This window comes from Spongiibacter sp. (assembly GCF_984394615.1).
The window spans coordinates 1-21,201 of sequence record NZ_CFHTQA010000015.1; the positions used below are offsets into that span (position 1 = coordinate 1).

Sequence of the window (21,201 nt, forward strand, 5' to 3'; positions counted from 1 at the left end):
TCGACCACATCGCCGACGATGTGCAGCGCAGTAATTTGATGCTGCCCATGCAGCACTTGGCACTGGAGCCGGACAGCATGGACATTGCCATTCTCAATGCCAAGGGCTTTGGCGGCAACAATGCCAGTGCCTGTCTGCTCTCCCCCTCGGTGGCGGAGCGCCTCGTCAAGGGACGTCACGGAAGCGCTGCTTGGTCTGCCTACTGTGATCGCCGGGAGGCAGTTGTCGCTCAGGCCCGCGCTTATGACGAGGCGGCACTGCGCGGTGACTTAAGCGTTCGCTATCAATTTGGTGAAGGTGTGTTAAACGAGAATGACCTCGATATTCAGCGGGGAAGTATCGGTATTGCCGGTTGGGCTGAGCGCGTCAGCCTTGAGCTGGAGTCCCCCTACGCAGACTGGCTGTCCAAGGACTGAGTCGCGAGTGGCCGTTGCGCTCGGCGCTAGTTGCCCCTCGGATAGCGGCTAGCGACGGGGCGGCAATTACGGATAGGTGACAAATTGCAAATGTGGCGCAATAGCCCTAACCGCAATTCACGTCGCAGGGGTCCTGGCTATGCGAGGATATATCCGACACCCAGATGCCATTCCAGTAGAGGTTGTGCCGGTCGACAACGATATGCTGCCAGACAGTGCGGAACTGCCGGGTCTGTGCTGTCGGGTGGAGCGTCCTTTCGCTCGCGGCAGTGCGGTACGATTTACCCTTCCATCAATGCCTGTTGATTTCACCGGCATCGGGCGAATCAGCTGCTGTTGCCGCCACGGCGACAGCTGGCTGGCCAGAATTTCCCTTTCCTCTGAGCAAGCGCTCTATCATCTGCGTATGGTGGAGCAGCTCTGTCAAATTGAAGCCTATCGGCACTGTGTGTCCGAGCATCAGGGGCGACAACTCAATGCCGAGCAAGCCGCCGCCGAGTGGATATCTCGTTACGCGGCGGACTTCGATCAGTATTTTGCGATGAGTTAGTGCTTTTCGCAGAATATCCCCGCATTTATGAGCAAGACAGCCGTACGCATTCATGGTTGAATACTCCCCCCTGACAACCTTGGGGCGTGAAAGGAGTCCGTGAATGAACTATGAAGCCAGCGCGCGCGTGGTGATTGATTTGCCCAAAGACCGAGTGTGGGCGATGTTGCAGGATTTGACCTTGGCTCATCACTATGTCCCCGGTGTACAGCGCTGTGAACTGCATGAAGGTCCGGCATCCGGTGTCGGTGCCAGTCGTCGTGTCTACCAGAAATTTGGCCGCTGGCTGGACGAGAGCGTCGTGGAATGGAATGAAGGGCGAGGATTTGTGCTGCGCTTGCATCGCAAAGACAAAGGCGCTCCGGCTCCCTTCCGTCAGGCGCAATTTCGCTATCAGATAGATGATGCCGGCAATAGTCAGACGGCATTTACTGCCCGCTTGAGCTTCTCCATGCGCTGGGGGAGGATAGGTGCATGGCTGTATAAACGTGTCATGCGTGGCCCGGTCAATCGCATGATTCGCGATGTGGCGGCGGGCATGAAAGACTTCTATGAATCTCGGGCCGATGCGCCCTCTGAGGCTGTGAGAAAACTGGATTGACGATGGATGCACTGCGCCTGCTTCAGCAGCGAAATTCCGCAAGTAAACTCTGCGAGCCAGCGCCGGGTAGTGAGGTGCTGGACGAGGCGTTTGCCGCCGCAGCACGAGCGCCGGATCATGCGAGGCTGAGACCCTGGCGGTTTCGCCTCGTAGAAGGGGAGGCCCGCTCCCGCCTTGGCGATATCTACGCCGACGCCGCTGTGGTGCGGCGCCCGGAGAGCACAGAGGCCGAACTGGAGAAATTCCGAAAACAACCGCTGCGTGCGCCGATGATTCTGATTGTGTCGGCGGTGATTCAGGAGCATCCAAAGGTGCCGGCTGTAGAGCAGCGGTTGGCGACTGGCTGTGCCGCCTACGGTTTTCTGCTGGCGCTGGAGGCCCAGGGGTATGCGGGAATCTGGCGAACCGGGGATCACGCCTTCGACCGCGGAGTTATGTCAGCCATCGGAATGTCAGATAACGAAGAAATAATAGGCTTTCTTTATATCGGAAGTCGCGATGGCAGTGCCAAGCCCCTGCCTGAGGTGGCGACGTCAGATTTTGTTGAGACATGGACGGGACTATGAATACGGTCACACCCCCAGTATTTGAAACATTGGCGCTGCGTATGGAGCAGCATGTCGCATGGGTAGCCCTCAACCGCCCCGACAAAGCTAACGCCATGAACGAGGCCATGTGGGCAGAGCTGCAACAGTGTTTTGAGTGGCTCGATGCCGAGCCCTGTGTGCGCGTGGTTGTGCTTTGCGGTGAGGGCAAGAATTTCTGTGCGGGTATTGATCTGGGCATGTTTGCCGGATTGGCAGACCTGATGTCCCAGCAGCCGGAGCTGGGGCGGCGTATCGAGTGGTTCCGTCGCCACATTAAAATGTTGCAGGGCAATCTCACTGCTATAGAGCAGTGCCGTAAGCCCGTTATTGCGGCTATTCAGGGCAACTGTGTGGGTGGTGGTATCGATATGATTTCCACCTGCGATATGCGTTTTTGTGCGCAGGGCGCCAATTTCTCTATCAAGGAAATTGATATTGGCATCGTGGCTGATGTGGGTACATTACAGCGCCTGCCCAAACTGATTTCTCCGGGGCTGGTCAGTGAGCTGGCGCTGAGCGGGCGCAATGTCGATGCATCGGAAGCGGAACGGATTGGCTTGATTAACCGCGCTTACAATTCCTATGAGGAGATGGTCGACGCGGTGTCTGAGCTGGCCCAAAGTATTGCCCGCAAGTCGCCTCTGGCTGTTCGCGGAACCAAGGAAATGATCCGCTATTCGCGCGACCACAGCGTAGAAGACGCGCTGAATTATGTCGCGACATGGAATGCTGGCATGCTCAGCCAGGAAGACGCCATGTTGGCAATTTCTTCAGCGCCGGGTGAGTCTCCAGACTTCAAAGACTGATCTCAATATTAATAATCGTTCAGGAATGGGGGTAAGCGCCTTACTGCGCTTGTTCCCTGACTTGGTGTTGGTAAACTACCTGTAACCAATTGCTGCACCCTGTGCAGTGTTGGTGCCATAGTGATATGCAAAAAAATACGATATTCAAAAATTCACTGCTGACTTTCCTGCTTCGTCCACTGTTTCTGTTCACCTCCCGGCTGATTGGCTGGAAAGTGCTGGGGCAGAAGCCGGAACAGAAAAAGTGTGTATTGATAGCGGCGCCACATACCAGTAACTGGGACTTTCCCACCATGATGGTGATTGCTTTCGTGCTGGGCCTTGATGTGCACTGGATGGGTAAGCATACCTTGTTTCCCAAAGGGCCACTGGGCGCCATTATGCGCTGGTTTGGTGGCATCGCTATCGACCGCCGCAAGCGTCATAACACGGTAGAGCAGATGGCTGAGGAATATCGTCGCCGTGACGAACTGTTGGTGGTCATTACGCCGGAGGGAACGCGGAGTGAAGTTGACCGCTGGAAAGGCGGTTTTTATCACATTGCCTGTGCGGCGAATGTGCCCATCGTGTTGGGCTTTGTCGATGCCAAGACAAAGACCACAGGGCTGGGGCCAACCTTTTATCCCACCGGGGATTACGAGGCTGACCTGAAAGAAATTATGGCGTTCTACGAGAATATGCAGGGCCTGAAGAAACGCTAGTGCGAGTGCTCCGGGTCGGCGTTTCTTCGTAGATAAATAACAAAAAAACGAAGACACCTTATACCGGGGCAATTTATGAGCGTAAGAAACCGCTGGTCGACCACCCTGTTGACCATCGCCAGCCTGATTCTGGCGCATTCTGCCAGCGCCATGCGCGCCGCCGATGTTAATACCGGCACGATCGCAGACAATCCCTCTGACAACTGGCTTGCTCACGGTAAAGATTACCGCGAGCAGCGCTACAGCGAGCTCAAGCAGATCAATCGCGAATCGGTGACTGAGCTGGGCCTGGCCTGGTCCTTTGATACTGATTTCAATCGCGGCCTTGAAGCAACCCCGATAGTGGTTGATGGCGTGATGTATGTCACCGGCAACTGGAGCGTGGTGTATGCCTTGGATGCCCGCAGTGGTGAGCTGCTGTGGAAGTACGATCCCAAGGTTCCCCGGGAGTGGGCCAAGATGGCCTGCTGCGATGTCGTAAACCGCGGTGTCGCTGTCTACGAAGGCAAAGTGATTGTCGGCACGCTAGATGCCCGCCTGATCGCCCTGGATGCCGAGAGTGGTGAGGTCATCTGGTCCGTACAAAGTGCTGATATTGAGAAATATCCGTACACCATTACTGGGGCTCCCCGTGTCGCCAAAGGTTTGGTATTCATTGGGAATGGTGGCGCAGAATACGGTGTTCGCGGCTTTGTCAGCGCCTTTGATGTGAATACTGGCGAGATGCGCTGGCGCTTCTACACCGTCCCCGGCAACCCGGCCGACGGGTTCGAGAATGATGCCATGGCGCGAGCCGCTGAAACCTGGACGGGTAAATGGTGGGAGTTCGGTGGTGGCGGCACCGTCTGGGACTCAATCGTCTACGACGACGAGTTGGATCAGTTGTACATCGGTGTCGGTAACGGCTCTCCCTGGAACCAGCGTATTAGAAGTCCTGAAGGTGGTGACAACCTCTATCTGTCGTCGATTGTCGCGCTGAACCCCGATACCGGTGACTACCTTTGGCACTATCAGGAGACCCCTGCCGAGACTTGGGACTTTACCGCCACGCAGCATATTATGCTGGCCGACATGGAAATCGATGGTGAACAGAAGAAGGTTATCTGGCATGCGCCGAAAAACGGCTTCTTCTTTATCATCGATCGCGAGAACGGCAAGTTGCTGTCGGCTGAACCCTACGCCAAGGTGAACTGGGCAAGCCACTACGATATGGCGACCGGTCGGCCGGTTGAAACCGATATCGCGCGTTATGAAGGCAAGCCGGAGCTGATTCGGCCATCGTCCATGGGCGCGCACAACTGGCACCCGATGGCGCACAGCCCCGATACCGGCTATGTCTATATTCCCGCCATTGAAGCTCTGTTCCAGTACGCGGATGTCGAGGAATACCTGCACCGCTGGGGGCAGTGGAATCTGGGCGTGCCTCTGGAGCAGCCTGCATTGCCCGACCCGATTCTGGCGCAGTTGCTGACGACGACGATGACTCGAGGCTCATTGCTGGCCTGGGATCCGAAAACACAGAGCGCTGCCTGGGAAATTCCGCATAAACTGACCTGGAATGGCGGTCTGCTGGCGACGGCGGGAGGGCTGGTCTTTCAGGGAACGGCGGATGGGCAATTCATTGCTGTGAATGACAAGACCGGTGAAAAACTTTGGAGCCATGATGTCCGCACGGGCGCCATGGCGGCGCCAGTGACCTATAGTCTTGACGGCGAGCAATACGTGACTCTGCTGGTCGGTTGGGGTGGTGCTTTTGGCTTGGTCGCGGGTCTGGAGCGTGAATACACGCCACCGCCGAGCCGGGTTCTGACCTTTAAATTGGGGGGCAATGGCCAATTGCCGCCAAATCCCGAAAAGCAGCTGCACGAGCCGCCGCCGCGTTTGACTGAGGATGAGGCTGTGCTGGAGCAGGGGCGCAAGCTGTATTACGCCTACTGCGCGGCCTGTCATGGTACTGAAGTGATTTCCAACGGCGCCATCCCTGATTTGCGTCATTTGCCGCGCGCGTTTCACGACAACTTTAACGCTATCGTGCTGGACGGCATCATGAGCAAGCTGGGTATGGTCGGCTTCAAGCAGGTGATTGATGAAGATCAGGCCTACGCCATTCACGCTTATATCCTTGATGAAGCAAACAAGGACAAAGAGTCCCGTGAGCTACCCGAGTGGTGGCGCAGCTTTAAAGCTTGGGTATATAGCGGACTCGCTTGGTTGATAGGCTTAATTAGCTAGAAAAACGATCTGTGATTTTGAAGGGGCCGCTGGCCCCTTTTTTGTGTATAGAAAGCGGGTGTTAGTGAAATCTGGCTAGCATAAGCGATGCGTCCCATGAATAAGTGTTTGTGTATTTGGTGTTGGGGTTCAGTTAGTTAGACTGCCTGCTAACGTATTCCCTATGGTAACGGCAGGAGTTTTACACTGGGGTTACGGGTTTTCCACATAATCTGTGGATAAGTTGGTGGGTAAGTTGTCAGTTTGGCCCGCTAAGCGCGATAGACTCGGGGTTGTAACAAATTGGTCAAATTTTAATCATTATATTAAATTCTATAAAAAACATATAGTTACGATGTTTTCTTGATTTTGCCTGTGATTTTTTGCCGCTAAGCGATGAACTTTGGGTTATTGGGCCCTATCTGTGAATAAGTGTTACGTCAAGAGTTGACTTATGTAACGTGTTACCAATTGCAACGCTGCATAATTCTGGGGCTTTGGCGGGCATCAAGATGGTGCGCGTGTCAGTTCTCGGGGCCGCTATAGCTGCAGCCACTGGTGCAGGTTTCACGCATTTCGATACGTTTTAGTGCGGGCAGGGATGGCTTCAGCGCTCGCCAAATCCATATCGACAGGTTTTCGCTGGTGGGGTTTTCAAGGCCAGGGATGTCATTCAAGTAGTAGTGGTCAAGCTGGTCCAGAATAGGCGCTATCGCCTGCTTGATATCGCCAAAATCCATGATCCAGCCTGTGTGGGAGTCGGGCTCGCCACCAACAACGACCCGTAGCTGGAAGCTGTGGCCGTGCAGGCGGGCGCATTTGTGGCCCTCGGGGACGTTGGGTAGGCGATGGGCGGCTTCGAAACTGAACTCTTTGAAAATTTCCACGGATAAAGGACCTGAGCCTGAAGTTAGGGCGAGCTATGGTAATCAGCCTTACTAAAGCTGTACAGAACAGCGTGCTTCGCAGGGTGTTCAAAGGCTGCGCAAAGTGGCGAATTATTGGGCTTCATGTAGTACAAAAAATGAGCAAAATCAGTTGGATAGGCTTTTTTTACAGTTTTTTAAAAAAAATCCCCTAGAAGGTTTGACAAGCAAGGTCATTACTGTAGAATGCGCCTCACTCGATTGAGGGGTGATTAGCTCAGCTGGGAGAGCATCTGCCTTACAAGCAGAGGGTCGGCGGTTCGATCCCGTCATCACCCACCAAATCGATCGAGTGTAAGAGTATGCGGACCGGTAGTTCAGTTGGTTAGAATGCCGGCCTGTCACGCCGGAGGTCGCGGGTTCGAGTCCCGTCCGGTCCGCCAACTTTTACCACTGCTTGCAGTGATTTTCTGACCTCCTTTCTGTTTTTAATATTCCTTTATTTTTACCTGCTTTGTCAGTGCGTCGAATTTCCGCTGCACGCGTCTGCGCTACTTGAATGAATGTGATTGCCACGCCGTATTTGTGCGTCAAATCGCGCTATCATCGGCTTCTACTATAAAAGCTGGAAGGCGAGTGCCCTATGTCATCACTGACAGAAGCCATTCTTTTTTTTCGCGACGATGACATCGTCAAAGAAATGTATTTCTCTGAGTTTGAAGCTGTTCTCGACGACGTCGTCGGTGTGCCGGACTTCGCCGGCGAGCAGTTACAGGCTGTGTTCGTACAGATAAATGGCGCATTGAAGGTCACGGGTGCGGTTTTCTTTACGATCAGCTTTGACAAGCGAGGCCGTATTGCCGGCAGCTGGAATATCCCCCTTCGCCATTTGTTAGACCACGCGAACTTTGGCCCTGACTTAGGTGCGGGCATGATTCGGGTCGCCTGCCGCAGTGCCTGTCCGGTGTCCTGGTATCGCCAGCAACTCTGGGACCCGGAGATGGAGAACAATCAAACGTTCATAGCCATCAGTGTGGCGGTGCAGCGCAATCGACTGGGTATTGTCAGTGATGAAGCGTCGGCACCGACCGCGGCGGCAGTATCGCCATTTTTTCAGGAGAGTGCGCCTCTGGCACCGCCTGCCGCTCGTGCCGATTCTGTCGATGCCGATCAACCGATATTTCACCGGGCTTACCGCGCAAGATTGAAAGCGCTGCGACAAGCTGAGCAGCTTCGGCTGGCGACCCAGGCTGAACGCTTTGAAACGCTCGCCGAAAAGCAGGCCGAACAATTCGCTGAAAAATTGGCGGCGACTGAAAAGGCGCTGGCACGGGCCACAAAGACCGGGGCTGAGCTGGAGGCTCGCTGTCGGCAATTGCAGACACAAATGACCAAGCAGCAGGCTGAGCTGGAGAGTCGAAATGCCGAATATGAGGCGTTGCTGGAAAAAGGCGGGGAGGCTGCGCAGAGTGAGCTTGACGCGCTGAAAACTGGCTACCAGGAGCGCCTGCAGAGAGAGCTGGAGCACCACGCTGCCGATTACGAGGAGCGCCTGCGAAAGCGTGAGACAGAATTGTATCAGCGCGCCACTGAAATCGTCGGATTGCGTGATGAGCTGGGGCGCCTGCGCGAGCAGAACAACGAGCTCATGCTCAAGGACGATAATGCGATTCTGACCGAAATGGCGGAGAAGGGAGTGGTGTTTGTTGCCTATCACCCCGGCATTGAGCATCTGGTGATCGATCGTCATGACATGCCCGCCTATCTGCGTGATCCACAAGCCTATGCCGCCGAGCGCTGTGAGGTCAGCTTGGAGCAATATCAGCGATGGTTGGTCCACTACCGCCTGCCGGTGTGCTGTTATCAGGACGAGCGCGGGGAATACTGCGGTCAACCGCTGGATAAGGTGATGAAGCCGAAGTTATTCCGCTCGGGAGACAGCGACCGCTGCGAGGCGCACAAGCTTGGCTGAGGTGGCAGTCACCTCACTGATTGATGCCTTATATACCGATACTCCCTGCGTGGATGTGTTGCGCTTGGATCGTCAGCACGCGCTGGCGCCTGGCAATAAATGGTTCAAACTCAAGGCCAATCTGAGCGAAGCGCGGCGCCTTGATGCCCACTGTCTGGTTAGTTTCGGTGGTGCTCACTCCAATCACCTTCATGCTTTGGCGGCGGTTGCTCGGGAAGCGGCCTTTCCGTGCTATCTGTTTGTGCGCGCAGATGCGGGGCAGCAAACGCCCTGCCTGCTAGATGCGGCGCGCTGGGGGGCGACGATTATTCCCCTCAGTCGGAGCGATTATCGGCGCCGCCATGATCCGGAGTTTGTCGCCTCCTTAGTGCATGAGCTTCCAAAGCCTTATGTGATTCCGGAGGGTGCGGCGAATGTCCTTGGGGTGCAGGGTTGTGCGGATATTGCAGCGTTGCTGCCAGATCGGGCTGCGGCGTATGACCTGGTGATGCTGGCTTGCGGTACGGGCAGTACCCTTGCAGGCTTGGCTTGCGCCGTTGCTGACGGCGTGGCTGTGCGTGGTGTGCCGGTAGTGAAAAAGGCTGAGCAGTTCATGCCCGCCGATATTCAACGCCTGCTGACCAAGATCGATCACTTCAGAAATAACTGGTCTTTGGACTACCGTTTTATTGGCAAGGGGTTCGGGCAACTGACGCCAGGACTGATTGAGTTTATTAAGACGTTTGAGCAGCGCAGTGGTATCCCTCTCGACCCGGTGTACACCGCTAAGCTTTTCTACGCAGTGGAAACCTTGACGTTGTCGGGGGAGCTCAACGCGTACTCGCGGATACTGGCGGTGCACACCGGTGGTTTACAAGGAAGGCGAGGCTATCCCGGGGTGTTTGGCTGCAGTTAGTCGCGAGGCCAGTCATCGGGAACGACAAAGCAGCGTTCGAGGTGCTTATTGATCAGCATGACGGGGCGCAGTTCTGCTCGATCGAGCTGACGCTCATCGAGCGGCCGGGCATTTTCGTAATCAGCATCTAGCCAATAGGGCTTTTCCAGCAATCGCCATTGCCAGTGTTCGTCCGACCGTTGGCGAAATTTCCCGATGTGGAACCAGTCCCCGGTGGGGTGATCTGGGTTCAGGCCGTGACTCCAGGCTTTTTGTTGTTCCGGATAGAACAGCATCCCCGCCACGCGCACTTGGGGCTCGCATTTAACAATCCCCGCAGTTTTCAGCGCTTGTTGGCCGGCTGGGGTCTGCGACAGCTCTAGCTGGTGCGAGAGCAGTCGTTCCAGTTTGCGGTCCAGACGGTCGGCGCTGTTGGGGCCGAGCCATTCTCGAAAGGGCAGCTCGCCGGCGTGCCGAGCAAGGAAGAACTTCACGGCCAGTTCTAAGTGAAATGTGTGATCTTTCAACATGTCGTGATAAAGCACGTCGAACTCGCCCAGTGTTCGTCCGTCCTGCCTGACTGGCAGGTTGTGGGTCAGCAGTTCGGTATGTGGGTCTTCAATCAGAAAAAAATGCCAGAGTGATTCAAACACGAGGCCCAGCCTTGGACTCCGGCAGTGCTGCTCGAGGTGATCGCGCAGGCGGCGATCATTCCGGTCCAGCTGCTCCAGCCATTCCCGTCGTTGGCTCGTCAGCGGGAGATCCGGAGCGGCAATCCCTGTCGTCTCGTTGAGAAGTGGGGGGGGCAAAGCAGCTCCATGCCAAGGCGCGCACAGGGGGCGAGTTCAGCTGGGGGAGGCTTTGTGGGAAGGCATTTGCCATCATCCGCGGGTCGTTGCTCGATCAAATGTTTCCGCCATTGTAGACAGAAATTGCGTCGTAATTTTACTTTTCAGGGTGAGGTCGTCGCCGGGAGCACAATCGGTGTTTGCATTGCCTTCCCGCTGGGCGGTTATAATGAGCGCCCAGCGCATGGCAGCAGGTGTTATGGAACAGTTCCGCAATATTGGGGTGATCGGCCGTGAAGGTAATGGCGTTGCCGAAACCCTTCGTCGTCTGTTGGATTTTCTCCAGCAGCGTGGCCTGAGTGCCGTTCTCGATGAGCAGATTGCCGGGCTGATGGACAGCCATGCACTGCGAGTTTGCAGTCGCCGGATGATTGGCGAGATTTGCGATTTGATTATTGTGGTGGGCGGCGACGGCAGCCTGCTGGGAGCGGCGAGAACACTGGCTCGGCACAATGCGCCGGTGCTGGGGGTCAACCGCGGCCGTCTCGGTTTCCTGACGGATATCTCGCCTGACGATATTGAGGCACAGGTGGGCGCAGTGCTTGACGGGCATTACCGTCTTGAAAAGCGCTTCCTGCTCGATGTGGAGTTGATCCGCAACGGTGAGCGAGTGGGCAAGGGCGATGCCCTCAATGATGTGGTCCTCAACTCCGGGACCTCTGGCCACATGATGGAATTCGAGCTGTTTGTCGACGGGGAGTTTGTCTACCGTCAGCGCTCAGATGGCTTAATCATTTCCACACCGACCGGTTCTACGGCGTATTCCCTCTCGGCGGGCGGCCCGATTATGCATCCGCGCCTGGATGCCATTGTTATCGTGCCGATGTTTCCTCATACGTTGAGCAGTCGGCCGATTGTGATCGATGGCAAAAGTGAAATCACCATGGTGGTCAGCGAACGCAATACGGCGAAGCCGCCAGTGACTTGCGATGGTCAGCTGCGCATGACCAGCGAGCCGGGAGATATCATCACCGTTCGCAAGAAACCTCACCGTATGAAGCTCATCCATCCGCTGGACCACTCCTTTTACGCCAGTTGTCGTGACAAGCTCGGTTGGGGGGCGCATTTGCCTGCCGGGGATGACGATGACTGAGTACTTTATTGCGCTGGATTTGCCGTTGGGCGAGGATCTGGCAGATTTCTCCGCACTGCTGTGGCAACAGGGCGTTGCCCATCATATTGCCGAAGAAGGTAATCGCCAGTTGCTGCGAGTCGGGGACGCCCAGCAGCAGGAACAGGTACGCGCCTTGTACGCACGTCTGAAGACTGGTGAGCTGCACATAGAGCGCCGCTCGGCTCCAGCGCGTTCGGCGCCCGTGTTGCAACGTCGAAGTGGTCCCGTGGTATGGGTGTTGTTGCTGCTGAGTATTGCCGGGGCGTTGCTGCCGCAGCTTGATCGCAGTTTTGAGTCTGTGGCGCTGTTGACGTTTTACCCGCTAGACCTTGAAAGCGGCCAGCTGCTCGCTCAATGGCCAGTGGGCGAGCCCTGGCGTTTGCTGACGCCGATGTTTCTGCACTTTGGTTTGATGCACATTGCCTTTAACGGTCTTTGGTTGTGGGAACTGGGGGGCATGATCGAGCGCCGCCAGGGTGGCATGGCGTTGCTGGGGCTGGTGCTGCTGGTCGCCGCGGCGTCAAATATGGCGCAGGCAATGATGACCGTGTCGTTGTTCGGCGGTATGTCCGGCGTTATCTACGGACTGCTCGGTTACATTCTTGCCTGGAACCGCCTGCGCCCGGTGGAGGCTTTCCCGTTGGTACGCGGTGTGGCAACGGTCATGCTGATCTGGCTGTTGGTGTGCATGGCGGGTTTCACCCGCCTGTTGGGGCTTGGCGAAATTGCCAACACGGCCCATTTCAGCGGTCTGGTTATGGGGTTGTTGCTGGGAGTGGCAGCATCTTTTCTGCGCCGTCGCCCCGTATAACCGCCGCGGGGTTCGTCCTGTCTCTGGTATAATCTCAAGCTTTTGTTTCAGCCGTCTGCGGAGGGCACCATGGATTTTGAAAAGCTGATCGATAACCTCGATCCCAGCATCTATGAATCGCTCAAGCGAGCGGTGGAAATTGGTAAGTGGCCGGATGGTCGCACGCTTACACCCGAGCAGCGCGAGCGCTGTATGGAGGCGGTGATTGCCTACGATTTCCGTCGCAAGCCGGAGCAGCAGCGCGTTGGCTACGTGGATCTGGGCAGCAAAGCCGAGGGCGAAAGCTGCAGCGGTCACGGCGATACCGATGCTGAAAAACCCATCAAATGGACGGAGAGCTGATGGCTTTGTCGAGTGTTGCCGGTGCGGCTTCGAAAATGCATACGCACCTGGACAATCAACTGGCGCATTATCAGTTGCCGCTGGGTGAACATAAGGTAGATATGAACCGCCTGATCGGCCATCCGCTCCGGCTGGAATATATCCATCAAATCAACTGCGTGCACTGTGGTCGTCTGACCAAAAAGAGCTTCAATCAAGGTTACTGTTACCCCTGCTTTCAGCGGCTGGCGCAGTGCGACAGTTGCATTGTCAGCCCGGAGAAATGCCATTATTTTGAGGGGACCTGCCGGGAGCCGGAGTGGGGCGAAACCCACTGCATGATCGATCACATTGTGTATTTGGCGAATTCATCCGGTGTGAAAGTGGGCATTACCCGCAACACACAGCTTCCGACGCGCTGGATTGATCAAGGTGCGGTGGCAGCTCTGCCGATTTTTCGCGTCAGCAACCGCCTGCAGTCGGGGCTTGTCGAAACGGTGTACAAAAATCACGTCGCCGATAAAACGAGCTGGCAGGCCATGTTGAAGGGTAGCCCGGATAACATGGATCTGGCAGCGCGTCGCGATGACTTGGCGGGGGAATGCCAGTCTGAGATAGCTGCGCTGCAGGAACGCTTTGGTTTGCAAGCGATTCAGCCCATTAGTGATGTTGACGTCTTGCATATTGAGTACCCCGTGGCGGAATATCCGACCAAGGTCAAATCATTTAATCTCGACAAAAATGCCCTGGCCGAGGGCATCCTGATGGGTATTAAAGGTCAGTACCTGATTTTTGATACCGGCGTGATCAATATTCGCAAATACGGCGGTTACCACCTGGAGCTGAGCAGCCCAGCGCTGTAAGCCGCCGCATTGAGGAGAGCAGTATGCGCGACGCGCAGCCCAGCACTATCTACCTGAAAGATTACCAAGTTCCCGATTACCTGATCGACAAGACGGCCCTGCGCTTTGAGCTTGGCGAGGCGCATACCGAGGTCAGTGCAACACTGAGCCTGCGCCGTAATCCCGATGCGGTACCGGGTTCGCCGCCGCTTCGCTTGCATGGTACCGAGCTGGAGTTGTTGTCGCTGTCTATTGATGGCCGGGTGCTGGCTGAAGGGGACTGGCGTCAGGAAGGCGAGGAGCTGGTGATTGCCGAGGTGCCGGAGCAGTTCTCCCTGCACTGTGTGACGCGCATTTATCCCCAGAACAATACCTCGTTGGAAGGCCTGTATAAATCCAGTGGCATGTTTTGTACTCAGTGCGAAGCCGAGGGTTTCCGCAAGATTACCTACTATCTGGACCGCCCCGATGTCATGGCCGAGTTCGAGGTAGAAATTCTTGCCGATAAAGGTCACTACCCGGTACTGCTGTCGAACGGCAATTGCGTGCTCACCGAAACCCTGGCGGATGGCCGCCATCGCAGCGTTTGGCACGACCCCTTCCCGAAACCCGCCTATCTGTTTGCATTGGTCGCGGGCAAGCTGTCGCGAATCAGCGATCGCTATACCACCATGAGTGGTCGGGACGTTGACTTGCATATCTACGTCGAGGACAAGGACCTCGATAAATGCGATCACGCCATGGCCTCGTTGAAAAATGCCATGCGCTGGGACGAAGAGGTCTACGGCCGTGAGTACGACCTGGAATTGTTCAATATTGTCGCTGTTGACGATTTCAATATGGGGGCGATGGAGAATAAGAGTCTCAATATCTTCAATACCTCCTGTGTGCTCGCCAAGCCGGAGACGACGACTGACGCCGGCTTTCAACGCGTGGAAGGAGTGGTTGCCCACGAGTATTTCCACAACTGGTCTGGGAACCGGGTCACCTGCCGTGACTGGTTCCAGTTGAGCCTGAAAGAAGGATTTACGGTATTCCGCGATGCGGCTTTCTCGGCCGATATGGGGTCGCCCACTGTAAAGCGGGTAGAAGATGTCACGCTGCTGCGCACCGCCCAGTTTGCCGAAGATGCCGGACCGATGGCGCATCCGGTGCGGCCGGACTCCTTCATCGAAATCTCCAACTTCTACACCGTGACCATTTATGAGAAGGGTGCGGAAGTCGTGCGCATGATCCACACCCTGCTCGGGCCGGAACGCTTTCGGGCGGGCAGTGATCTGTATTTCGACCGCCACGACGGGCAGGCCGTCACCTGCGAAGACTTTGTCGTGGCGATGGAAGACGCGAGTGGCGTCGATCTAGGACAGTTCCGTCGCTGGTACTCTCAGGCGGGGACGCCGCGATTAACGGTGGCGGGAACCTACGATGAGCAGGCACAGACCTACACGCTCACCGTAGAGCAACACTGCCCACCAACGCCCGGTCAGCCGGAAAAGCTGCCGTTGCATATTCCGCTGGCGATGGCGCTGCTGGGGGACGCGGGGCAATTGCCGCTGCAATTACAGGGCGAAGCTGCCAATGTTGAACGCAGTGATAACACCGAACAGGTATTAAATGTCACGGAAGCGCGGCAACAGTTTGTGTTCGAGAAGGTCATCGAGGCGCCCGTGCCGAGCCTGTTGCGGGGCTTTTCAGCCCCGGTGAAGCTGGAGATGGATTATCGTCGCGAAGACCTGCTGCGCATTATGCGGGTGGATGGCGATGGTTTCTGCCGCTGGGATGCCAGCCAGCAACTGGGACTGATGGAAATTCGCGCGGCGATGCAGGCGCTCTCAGCGGGACAAGCAGTTGCGGTGGGTGATGACTATGTCGATGCCTGTCGAGGCCTGCTTGGCGACGAGAGCCTTGACCCGGCGATGGTGGCATTGATGCTGCGGCTGCCCTCGGAAGCCTATCTGGCCGAATTGATTTCGCCGGTGGATGTTCAGGCGATCCACGCTGCCCGCGAAGCGGTACGCCGCTGTCTTGCGGATGCATTGACGGATTCGCTGTTGGCCGCTTACCGCCGCTGTGAGAGCAACGAGGTGTATCAGGCCAGTGCGGAACAGATCGCCCGCCGCAGCCTGAAAAACACGGCTCTGGCCTATCTGATGCTGACTGGCGAGGGCGCGGCTCTGGCTCAGGCGCAGTTTGAAAACAGCCGCAATATGACGGATCGACTGGCGGCGCTGACAGCTATCGTGAACAGCGAGATGACCTATAAATCGCAGGCGTTGCAGACGTTCTATCAGGACTGGCAACACGAACCGCTGGTGATTAACCAGTGGTTCCAGGTGCAGGCGATGTGCAGCCTGCCGGGCACGCTGGATCGTGTGAAGGAGCTGATGCAGCACCCCGCGTTTGATATCGGCAATCCGAATAAAGTGCGTGCCTTGATCGGGGCGTTCTGCGGTCAAAACGCGGTGAACTTCCATCGTGAAGACGGTGCGGGCTACGCGTTTCTTGCCGATCAGGTACTCGGCCTGAATCGCCGCAATCCACAGATTGCTTCTCGACTGCTGGGGCCGCTGAGCAAGTGGCGCAAGTATTTACCCGAGGTACAAACAAAAATGAAAGCTGAGCTGGAACGTATTCTGGCGGAGCCGGAGTTGAGCAGTGATGTGTACGAGGTTGTGTCGAAAAGCTTGAGTTAATCGCATGGGTATAAAAATCAATTCTGTTATAACAATATGCTAGTTTGTTATAACTGTATGATTTTTAAGGATTTTTATTGATTGTTTGGCGGGCTGTGATAAAGTTGGAGCCCGTTAAATAGGCAGTGACAGGCATCATGGACTTGGATCTCGACGCGCTCAACGCAGAGCTGCGGAATAAATCGGCACAAGATATTATTCGCTGGGCGGTTTCGCTGGGCGAGCCGGCGATGGCGTCTACCAGTTTTTCGCCGAATGCCGCCGTTATGCTCAAACTCGTTACTGACGTTGCGCCAGAGATGCCGGTCGTCTGGGCTGATAGCGGATACAACGTGCCCGATACCTACCGGGTGGCTGAGAAGCTGATTCAGTTGCTCCAGCCCAACCTCAAAGTGTATATCCCGGAAATGACCGCCGAGCGCCGCAATGCCATCATGGGCGGCATTCCCCATCCTGATGACAATCCCGATTTGCACAGTGAGTTCACCCGGCAGGTGAAACTGGAACCGTTTAACCGCGCTTTCGAAGAGCTGAAGCCCAAGATCTGGATCACCGGTATTCGCAAGGAAGAGACCGCTTTTCGTCAAAGCCTGGACGTGCTGTCCTGGGACGGTCGTGGCATTTTGAAGGTGGCACCGATTTTCTATTGGAGCGAAGACGACGTGCAGGCGTTTATGGATGAGCACGCATTGCCGAGCTGCAAGCACTACTTCGATCCCACCAAGGTTGCTGAAAACCGCGAGTGTGGCCTACACACTTCTGCGTAAGTGCGGTTTGGCGGTTCAACGGTTTTGGACCGCTCGCTTTTCTCCCTCCTGACTTTTTCCGGCCGCCGCATTTCGCTATGCTGGCGGCATTGTAGCTATTGGTCCGACTATGTACTCCCTTATTCGCCCCTTCTTGTTCCGTTTTTCAGCGGAGCGCGCGCATCATTTGTCGCTGAATGCCCTGTCTGTCTGCCACCGTCTGGGATTGACGCCACTGCTGGCGCGCCGCCCACCGGACTGTCCGGTTGAAGTGATGGGGCTGCGGTTCCCCAACCCCGTGGGACTGGCCGCAGGCTTGGACAAAAATGCCCGGCATATCGACGCGCTGGCCGCGCTGGGATTTGGCTTTATCGAAGTGGGAACGGTGACGCCCAGAGCGCAGCCCGGAAACCCCTTGCCGCGGCTATTCCGCCTTCCCGCCGCAGACGCCATTATTAACCGTATGGGCTTTAACAATGACGGGGTCGATGCCTTGTTGGCAGCGGTGAAGGCGAGTCGTTACGACGGAATTCTCGGTATCAATATCGGTAAGAACAAGGATACGCCTGCAGAGCAGGCCGTCGACGATTACCTGCATTGTTTGCGTAAGGTCTATCCGCTCGCCAGTTATGTCACAGTCAACTTGTCGTCGCCCAACACACCCGGGTTGAGAGACCTGCAGTTTGGTGAGCCGCTGAAACAACTGCTCGCGGCCTTGAAGTCGGCTCAGAAAGCGTTGGCGGAGGAGCATGGGCGCTATGTGCCACTGGCGGTAAAAATTGCACCGGATATGGTCGAAGACGACGTGCGCGGTGTCGCCAGGGCGTTTGTTGACGCAGGTATCGACGCGGTTATCGCCACCAATACCACGATCTCCCGTGAGGCCGTGAAAGGGCTGCCGTACTCGGAAGAAACCGGTGGCCTGAGCGGCGCACCCGTGCGCGATGCGTCGACGGAAGTCATCCGGATTCTGGCGGATGAACTGGCCGGAGCGATGCCGATCATCGGTGTCGGCGGGATTGATAGTGAACAGGCGGCGGAAGAAAAAATCGCGGCGGGCGCCGAATTGCTGCAGGTATATACTGGCTTCATTTACCGCGGTCCCGCACTCATTAAAGATGCGGTTCGCGGCGCGGCTCGAGCACTGGAGCGCAAGCGTGGCTGATGCCAGCGTTCTGGAGGCCTTCAGCGTCGCGCTGACGACCTTTTTTGCCACGATTGGGCCAATTGATGTCGCTGCGATGTTTGCCGTTTTCTCCGGCGGTTTGAGCGATAGTGAACGTCGCCGCACGGCCTTTCGAGGTGTCGCTATTGCCACCGCCTTGTTGCTGATGTTTGCCCTGCTGGGAGAATGGATTCTGACCATGCTGGGCATTTCGCTGGCGGCGCTGCGGGCTGCCGGCGGCATATTGCTGCTGCTGATTGGTATCGAGATGGTCTCGGCCAAGGGCAGCGGCGCGACGACGACGACCCGAGAGGAAAACCGTGAGGCGGAACTGCGGGCGGACATCGCCGTGTTCCCGCTGGCTACGCCGCTGATAGCCGGGCCCGGCGCCATAGGCGCTGTTATTCTGCTAATGGCTCACGCCGAGGGCAATCTGGTTGAGCAGGCCGCGGTGATAAGCAGCCTGCTGTTGGTGTTGCTGATTACGCTGCTGTCATTGTTGCTGGCCAGTCGCCTGCAAAACCTGCTGGGCGTGACCGGTATGCATATGATCAGTCGTGTATTCGGCGTGCTGCTCTGTGCGTTGGCGATGCAGTTCCTGTTTGATGGTATCGCTCAAAGCGGCCTGCTCGGTGCCATCAGCACTGAGGGGGCAGGGGCCGCGCTTAACGGCTAAAGCGTTCCCCCAGTGCAACAGCCTCGGGGCCTTCAAACACCATTTTTGCCTCTTTGATAGAGATGCTGCACATCGGCTTTTTGGGGAGCCCCAGCGCGCGCAGTTGACGGGCCAGCGGGTGCCGGTCGCCAATCTCTGGAATATCGCCCCCCATGCTGAATGTCAGTCCCTCGCCCTCAGTAATGCCGACGGTTTTCCATGCCTGATGGTTGCGAATCGCCAGAGAGGGAGCTTCCTGCGCCGCAGCTTTGCTATTGCCGCCAGCCTTGGCGGCAATTTTAAACACGAGCTGCCCATCATCGCGGAAGCAGCCCTCGGCCCGCTCCTCGCCAAATTGAATATCCACATCGGTCACCCATTTGGGAAAACCCCAGATGAAGCGCCCGGCGTGGGTTGTGAAGTCCTGGTTTACCGGCATACGGTAGATATAGTTACACAGCTTGCCACGCATCATTCGCCACATGGCACCGATCAACGGTAACGGGCGCGACTGTCCCGGTGTGGTGACGGGGAAGGAGATAGCGGCCTCATTGTAGTCGCCCAGATCGTTTTCGCGGTAATCCACCGCGAGCAGCTGCATTAGCGCTTTTCCCGGCCATATCTCAACGACGCGGAAGCCGCTGTCGGCAATAAGCTGCTGCGCAACGCGACTGTCGACCGTGAAGACGTTCATCAACATGGAGGCGGCGTTGACATGGACGGGCAGGGTGATTTCCTGTCCATCAATCAAATAGCGGCCATCGCCAAGCGCTTCGCAGGTCTGGTCGGTTTGCTTTCCACTCACCAGCTCTTCCTGAGCCAGTATGGCTGTGTCTTGCATGAGGCACCTATCTTATTGTTTGTGGTTATGGGATTGTAACTCTACTTTCTCAGTTGGAAAATATCATGCAGTAATTCCCTGGTCAGCCGCTATGCCGCTGGCCTGCGCTGGGGGATAATAGTGATTGTTGTACTCACCGATCCCCGAGGACATTGCTATGCCCGCCTTTCCCAAATTCAAACCGCTTTTGCCCAGTCTGTCGGCCGGGCGTGACGTGGGGCTTGCCGAATTGGGGTTGAGGGGGTCGAGACGCTTGCTGCAAACCGTTGCGACGGTGTACCCCCGGGCGCTGAAGTGGTTGCTGCAATGGCGTCAGCCAACGCCGGCGGAGTTGCGCGAACTGTTTGAGGCCTTGGGGGCGACGTATATCAAGTTCGGACAGTTTATTGCCAGCTCGCCGTCGTTATTTCCCAGTGAGTATGTTGAAGAGTTCCAATCCTGTCTGGACCAGACGCCGCCCATTCCTTTTACCACGGTGAGACAGATTGTGGAGAAGGAGCTGGGGAAACCCCTGGAAGCCGTTTTTGCATCATTCGAAACAACGGCCTTGGCGTCGGCGTCAATCGCGCAGGTTCATGCTGCCCGGCTGGCGAGCGGCGAAGATGTAGTGGTCAAGGTGCAGAAGCCGGGTGTGCGAGAAGTGCTGACTACAGACATGAATACCGTGTATCTGCTGACGCGTCTGGTCGAACTGATTACACCGAATATGGACCGCGATGCAGTGGCGGGACTAGTTGCAGAGATGTATCAGTCGATGATTGATGAATGCGATTTCATCAAGGAGGCCGAGAACCTCCGTGTGTTCAGGGAGTTTCTGGCAGCCAGTGGCAATCAGCAGGTGATCGCGCCTAAACCCTATCTCCAGGCATCGTCGGCGCGCGTGCTGACGATGGAGCGCCTCTATGGCTCGGCATTGACGGATACTGCGGTCATTGACAGCGTGGGTATTGATCCGGGTGAGAGCCTGTTTCACGCCTTGAATACCTGGTTTGCGAGCTTGACCCAGTGTCCTTTCTTTCATGCGGACTTGCATAGCGGTAATTTGCTGCTTCTGAAAGACGGCCGGGTCGGCTTTATCGATTTTGGCATGGTCGGACGGATTCAGCCGGAAGCCTGGCAGGCCATGTTCAGCCTGTTTGCTGGGGTGAGTCAGCAAAACTATCGAATGATGGCCGAAGCCATGGTGACGGTGGGGATTACTCGGGAGGCAGTGGATATCGACGCCTTGACCCGCGATATTGCGGCCTTGTTTGATGGTCTTAATGCCATGGATCCGGCGCAGGTACTGGAGAATCGTGGCGGGGACGGTATCAATGGACTGATGAATGACCTCGGTAATATCGCTCGTAACTACGGTATTCGATTTCCTCGCGCCTTCACCATGTTGTTAAAACAGTTCCTATATTTTGATCGCTATGTCGAATTATTGGCACCGGGGGTCGACCTGTTTCACGATGAGCGTATTGACCTGATGCTGGGTCGCTGAGCAAGGCTGGGGCAGCCGAAATCGTTGGTGATGCAGGAGTAGGTAGTACACACGATACAGCTGTTTTCTGCTGTGCGGTTTACTGCGGCACATGA

General features: G+C 56.3%; 20 protein-coding genes, 2 tRNA genes and 1 pseudogene. 20 read left to right on the top strand and 3 right to left on the bottom strand.

Annotated elements, in window-relative coordinates:
• The 7 genes and pseudogenes from AC5DB9_RS07590 to AC5DB9_RS07620 form a co-directional block, all read left to right on the top strand.
• Window positions 1–416: pseudogene (locus tag AC5DB9_RS07590) on the top strand (beta-ketoacyl synthase); the annotation flags it as partial.
• A 139-nt stretch (window positions 417–555) separates the two neighbouring features.
• The gene (locus AC5DB9_RS07595) at window positions 556–966 is read left to right on the top strand and encodes a hypothetical protein (RefSeq protein ID WP_272993637.1); all 411 of its coding nucleotides are present in this window, start codon (window positions 556–558) and stop codon (window positions 964–966) included.
• 103 nt (window positions 967–1,069) lie between these two features.
• On the top strand, window positions 1,070–1,567 hold the full coding sequence (locus AC5DB9_RS07600) for an SRPBCC family protein (RefSeq protein WP_022959790.1): 498 nt from the start codon (window positions 1,070–1,072) through the stop codon (window positions 1,565–1,567).
• A gap of 2 nt (window positions 1,568–1,569) precedes the next feature.
• Complete coding sequence (locus AC5DB9_RS07605; RefSeq protein ID WP_022959789.1) at window positions 1,570–2,133, top strand: nitroreductase family protein; 564 nt, start codon at window positions 1,570–1,572, stop codon at window positions 2,131–2,133.
• Complete coding sequence (locus AC5DB9_RS07610) at window positions 2,130–2,960, top strand: crotonase/enoyl-CoA hydratase family protein (protein ID WP_272993641.1); 831 nt, start codon at window positions 2,130–2,132, stop codon at window positions 2,958–2,960. Before AC5DB9_RS07605 ends, AC5DB9_RS07610 begins: the two co-directional genes overlap by 4 nt.
• A gap of 125 nt (window positions 2,961–3,085) precedes the next feature.
• A complete protein-coding gene (locus AC5DB9_RS07615; RefSeq protein ID WP_022959787.1) occupies window positions 3,086–3,661 on the top strand; it encodes a lysophospholipid acyltransferase family protein in 576 nt (191 codons plus the stop codon).
• 75 nt (window positions 3,662–3,736) lie between these two features.
• Complete coding sequence (locus AC5DB9_RS07620) at window positions 3,737–5,893, top strand: PQQ-dependent dehydrogenase, methanol/ethanol family (protein WP_272993644.1); 2,157 nt, start codon at window positions 3,737–3,739, stop codon at window positions 5,891–5,893.
• Window positions 5,894–6,396: 503 nt separating this feature from the next.
• Here the strand turns inward: AC5DB9_RS07620 and queD are convergent.
• Window positions 6,397–6,759, bottom strand: a complete 363-nt coding sequence (gene queD, locus AC5DB9_RS07625) for a 6-carboxytetrahydropterin synthase QueD (protein WP_272993646.1) — start codon at window positions 6,757–6,759, stop codon at window positions 6,397–6,399.
• A gap of 245 nt (window positions 6,760–7,004) precedes the next feature.
• On the opposite strand from queD, the gene AC5DB9_RS07630 reads away from it, so the two are divergent.
• The 4 genes from AC5DB9_RS07630 (at window position 7,005) to AC5DB9_RS07645 (ending at window position 9,605) form a co-directional block, all read left to right on the top strand.
• Window positions 7,005–7,080: transfer RNA gene (locus tag AC5DB9_RS07630), tRNA-Val, on the top strand.
• A gap of 24 nt (window positions 7,081–7,104) precedes the next feature.
• Window positions 7,105–7,181: transfer RNA gene (locus tag AC5DB9_RS07635), tRNA-Asp, on the top strand.
• 200 nt (window positions 7,182–7,381) lie between these two features.
• A complete protein-coding gene (locus AC5DB9_RS07640) occupies window positions 7,382–8,710 on the top strand; it encodes a hypothetical protein (protein ID WP_272993648.1) in 1,329 nt (442 codons plus the stop codon).
• Window position 8,711: 1 nt separating this feature from the next.
• The gene (locus tag AC5DB9_RS07645; RefSeq protein WP_272993654.1) at window positions 8,712–9,605 is read left to right on the top strand and encodes a 1-aminocyclopropane-1-carboxylate deaminase/D-cysteine desulfhydrase; all 894 of its coding nucleotides are present in this window, start codon (window positions 8,712–8,714) and stop codon (window positions 9,603–9,605) included.
• Here AC5DB9_RS07645 and AC5DB9_RS07650 read toward each other — a convergent pair.
• Window positions 9,602–10,393, bottom strand: a complete 792-nt coding sequence (locus AC5DB9_RS07650) for a DUF1853 family protein (RefSeq protein WP_272993649.1) — start codon at window positions 10,391–10,393, stop codon at window positions 9,602–9,604. The genes AC5DB9_RS07645 and AC5DB9_RS07650 overlap by 4 nt on opposite strands.
• Window positions 10,394–10,631: 238 nt before the next feature.
• On the opposite strand from AC5DB9_RS07650, the gene AC5DB9_RS07655 reads away from it, so the two are divergent.
• From AC5DB9_RS07655 to AC5DB9_RS07690, 8 genes are all read left to right on the top strand, one after another.
• On the top strand, window positions 10,632–11,525 hold the full coding sequence (locus AC5DB9_RS07655; RefSeq protein WP_028968445.1) for an NAD(+) kinase: 894 nt from the start codon (window positions 10,632–10,634) through the stop codon (window positions 11,523–11,525).
• On the top strand, window positions 11,518–12,357 hold the full coding sequence (locus tag AC5DB9_RS07660) for a rhomboid family intramembrane serine protease (RefSeq protein WP_272991234.1): 840 nt from the start codon (window positions 11,518–11,520) through the stop codon (window positions 12,355–12,357). The genes AC5DB9_RS07655 and AC5DB9_RS07660 overlap by 8 nt, the downstream gene beginning before the upstream one ends.
• Before the next feature lie 69 nt (window positions 12,358–12,426).
• On the top strand, window positions 12,427–12,699 hold the full coding sequence (locus AC5DB9_RS07665; protein ID WP_272991233.1) for a YeaC family protein: 273 nt from the start codon (window positions 12,427–12,429) through the stop codon (window positions 12,697–12,699).
• Complete coding sequence (locus AC5DB9_RS07670; protein WP_414711317.1) at window positions 12,699–13,541, top strand: DUF2797 domain-containing protein; 843 nt, start codon at window positions 12,699–12,701, stop codon at window positions 13,539–13,541. The genes AC5DB9_RS07665 and AC5DB9_RS07670 overlap by 1 nt, the downstream gene beginning before the upstream one ends.
• A gap of 23 nt (window positions 13,542–13,564) precedes the next feature.
• A complete protein-coding gene (gene pepN, locus AC5DB9_RS07675) occupies window positions 13,565–16,213 on the top strand; it encodes an aminopeptidase N (RefSeq protein WP_272991231.1) in 2,649 nt (882 codons plus the stop codon).
• Between the two features lie 137 nt (window positions 16,214–16,350).
• Entirely contained in the window at window positions 16,351–16,980 is a 630-nt protein-coding gene (locus tag AC5DB9_RS07680; protein ID WP_272991230.1) for a phosphoadenosine phosphosulfate reductase domain-containing protein, read from the top strand.
• A 109-nt stretch (window positions 16,981–17,089) separates the two neighbouring features.
• On the top strand, window positions 17,090–18,124 hold the full coding sequence (locus tag AC5DB9_RS07685; RefSeq protein WP_286845635.1) for a quinone-dependent dihydroorotate dehydrogenase: 1,035 nt from the start codon (window positions 17,090–17,092) through the stop codon (window positions 18,122–18,124).
• Window positions 18,117–18,800: a MarC family protein gene (locus AC5DB9_RS07690; RefSeq protein ID WP_022959774.1), complete on the top strand. Its 684-nt coding sequence runs from the start codon at window positions 18,117–18,119 to the stop codon at window positions 18,798–18,800. The genes AC5DB9_RS07685 and AC5DB9_RS07690 overlap by 8 nt, the downstream gene beginning before the upstream one ends.
• Here AC5DB9_RS07690 and AC5DB9_RS07695 read toward each other — a convergent pair.
• On the bottom strand, window positions 18,790–19,620 hold the full coding sequence (locus AC5DB9_RS07695; RefSeq protein WP_272990292.1) for an acetoacetate decarboxylase family protein: 831 nt from the start codon (window positions 19,618–19,620) through the stop codon (window positions 18,790–18,792). The genes AC5DB9_RS07690 and AC5DB9_RS07695 overlap by 11 nt on opposite strands.
• A gap of 157 nt (window positions 19,621–19,777) precedes the next feature.
• On the opposite strand from AC5DB9_RS07695, the gene AC5DB9_RS07700 reads away from it, so the two are divergent.
• Window positions 19,778–21,106 (top strand): ABC1 kinase family protein, encoded by a 1,329-nt coding sequence (locus tag AC5DB9_RS07700; protein ID WP_272990295.1) that lies wholly within the window; start codon window positions 19,778–19,780, stop codon window positions 21,104–21,106.
• The last annotated feature ends 95 nt before the right edge of the window (window positions 21,107–21,201 follow it).

What these genes read in the sequence shown, in the direction of transcription:
- AC5DB9_RS07695 (WP_272990292.1), bottom strand. Translation starts at nt 19,620, where the DNA reads ATGCAAGACACAGCCATACTGGCTCAGGAAGAGCTGGTGAGTGGAAAG.
- AC5DB9_RS07640 (WP_272993648.1), top strand. Translation starts at nt 7,382, where the DNA reads ATGTCATCACTGACAGAAGCCATTCTTTTTTTTCGCGACGATGACATC.
- AC5DB9_RS07595 (WP_272993637.1), top strand. Translation starts at nt 556, where the DNA reads ATGCGAGGATATATCCGACACCCAGATGCCATTCCAGTAGAGGTTGTG.
- pepN (WP_272991231.1), top strand. Translation starts at nt 13,565, where the DNA reads ATGCGCGACGCGCAGCCCAGCACTATCTACCTGAAAGATTACCAAGTT.
- AC5DB9_RS07660 (WP_272991234.1), top strand. Translation starts at nt 11,518, where the DNA reads ATGACTGAGTACTTTATTGCGCTGGATTTGCCGTTGGGCGAGGATCTG.
- AC5DB9_RS07605 (WP_022959789.1), top strand. Translation starts at nt 1,570, where the DNA reads ATGGATGCACTGCGCCTGCTTCAGCAGCGAAATTCCGCAAGTAAACTC.
- AC5DB9_RS07685 (WP_286845635.1), top strand. Translation starts at nt 17,090, where the DNA reads ATGTACTCCCTTATTCGCCCCTTCTTGTTCCGTTTTTCAGCGGAGCGC.
- AC5DB9_RS07600 (WP_022959790.1), top strand. Translation starts at nt 1,070, where the DNA reads ATGAACTATGAAGCCAGCGCGCGCGTGGTGATTGATTTGCCCAAAGAC.
- AC5DB9_RS07670 (WP_414711317.1), top strand. Translation starts at nt 12,699, where the DNA reads ATGGCTTTGTCGAGTGTTGCCGGTGCGGCTTCGAAAATGCATACGCAC.
- AC5DB9_RS07680 (WP_272991230.1), top strand. Translation starts at nt 16,351, where the DNA reads ATGGACTTGGATCTCGACGCGCTCAACGCAGAGCTGCGGAATAAATCG.
- AC5DB9_RS07665 (WP_272991233.1), top strand. Translation starts at nt 12,427, where the DNA reads ATGGATTTTGAAAAGCTGATCGATAACCTCGATCCCAGCATCTATGAA.
- AC5DB9_RS07615 (WP_022959787.1), top strand. Translation starts at nt 3,086, where the DNA reads ATGCAAAAAAATACGATATTCAAAAATTCACTGCTGACTTTCCTGCTT.
- AC5DB9_RS07610 (WP_272993641.1), top strand. Translation starts at nt 2,130, where the DNA reads ATGAATACGGTCACACCCCCAGTATTTGAAACATTGGCGCTGCGTATG.
- AC5DB9_RS07655 (WP_028968445.1), top strand. Translation starts at nt 10,632, where the DNA reads ATGGAACAGTTCCGCAATATTGGGGTGATCGGCCGTGAAGGTAATGGC.
- AC5DB9_RS07700 (WP_272990295.1), top strand. Translation starts at nt 19,778, where the DNA reads ATGCCCGCCTTTCCCAAATTCAAACCGCTTTTGCCCAGTCTGTCGGCC.
- AC5DB9_RS07620 (WP_272993644.1), top strand. Translation starts at nt 3,737, where the DNA reads ATGAGCGTAAGAAACCGCTGGTCGACCACCCTGTTGACCATCGCCAGC.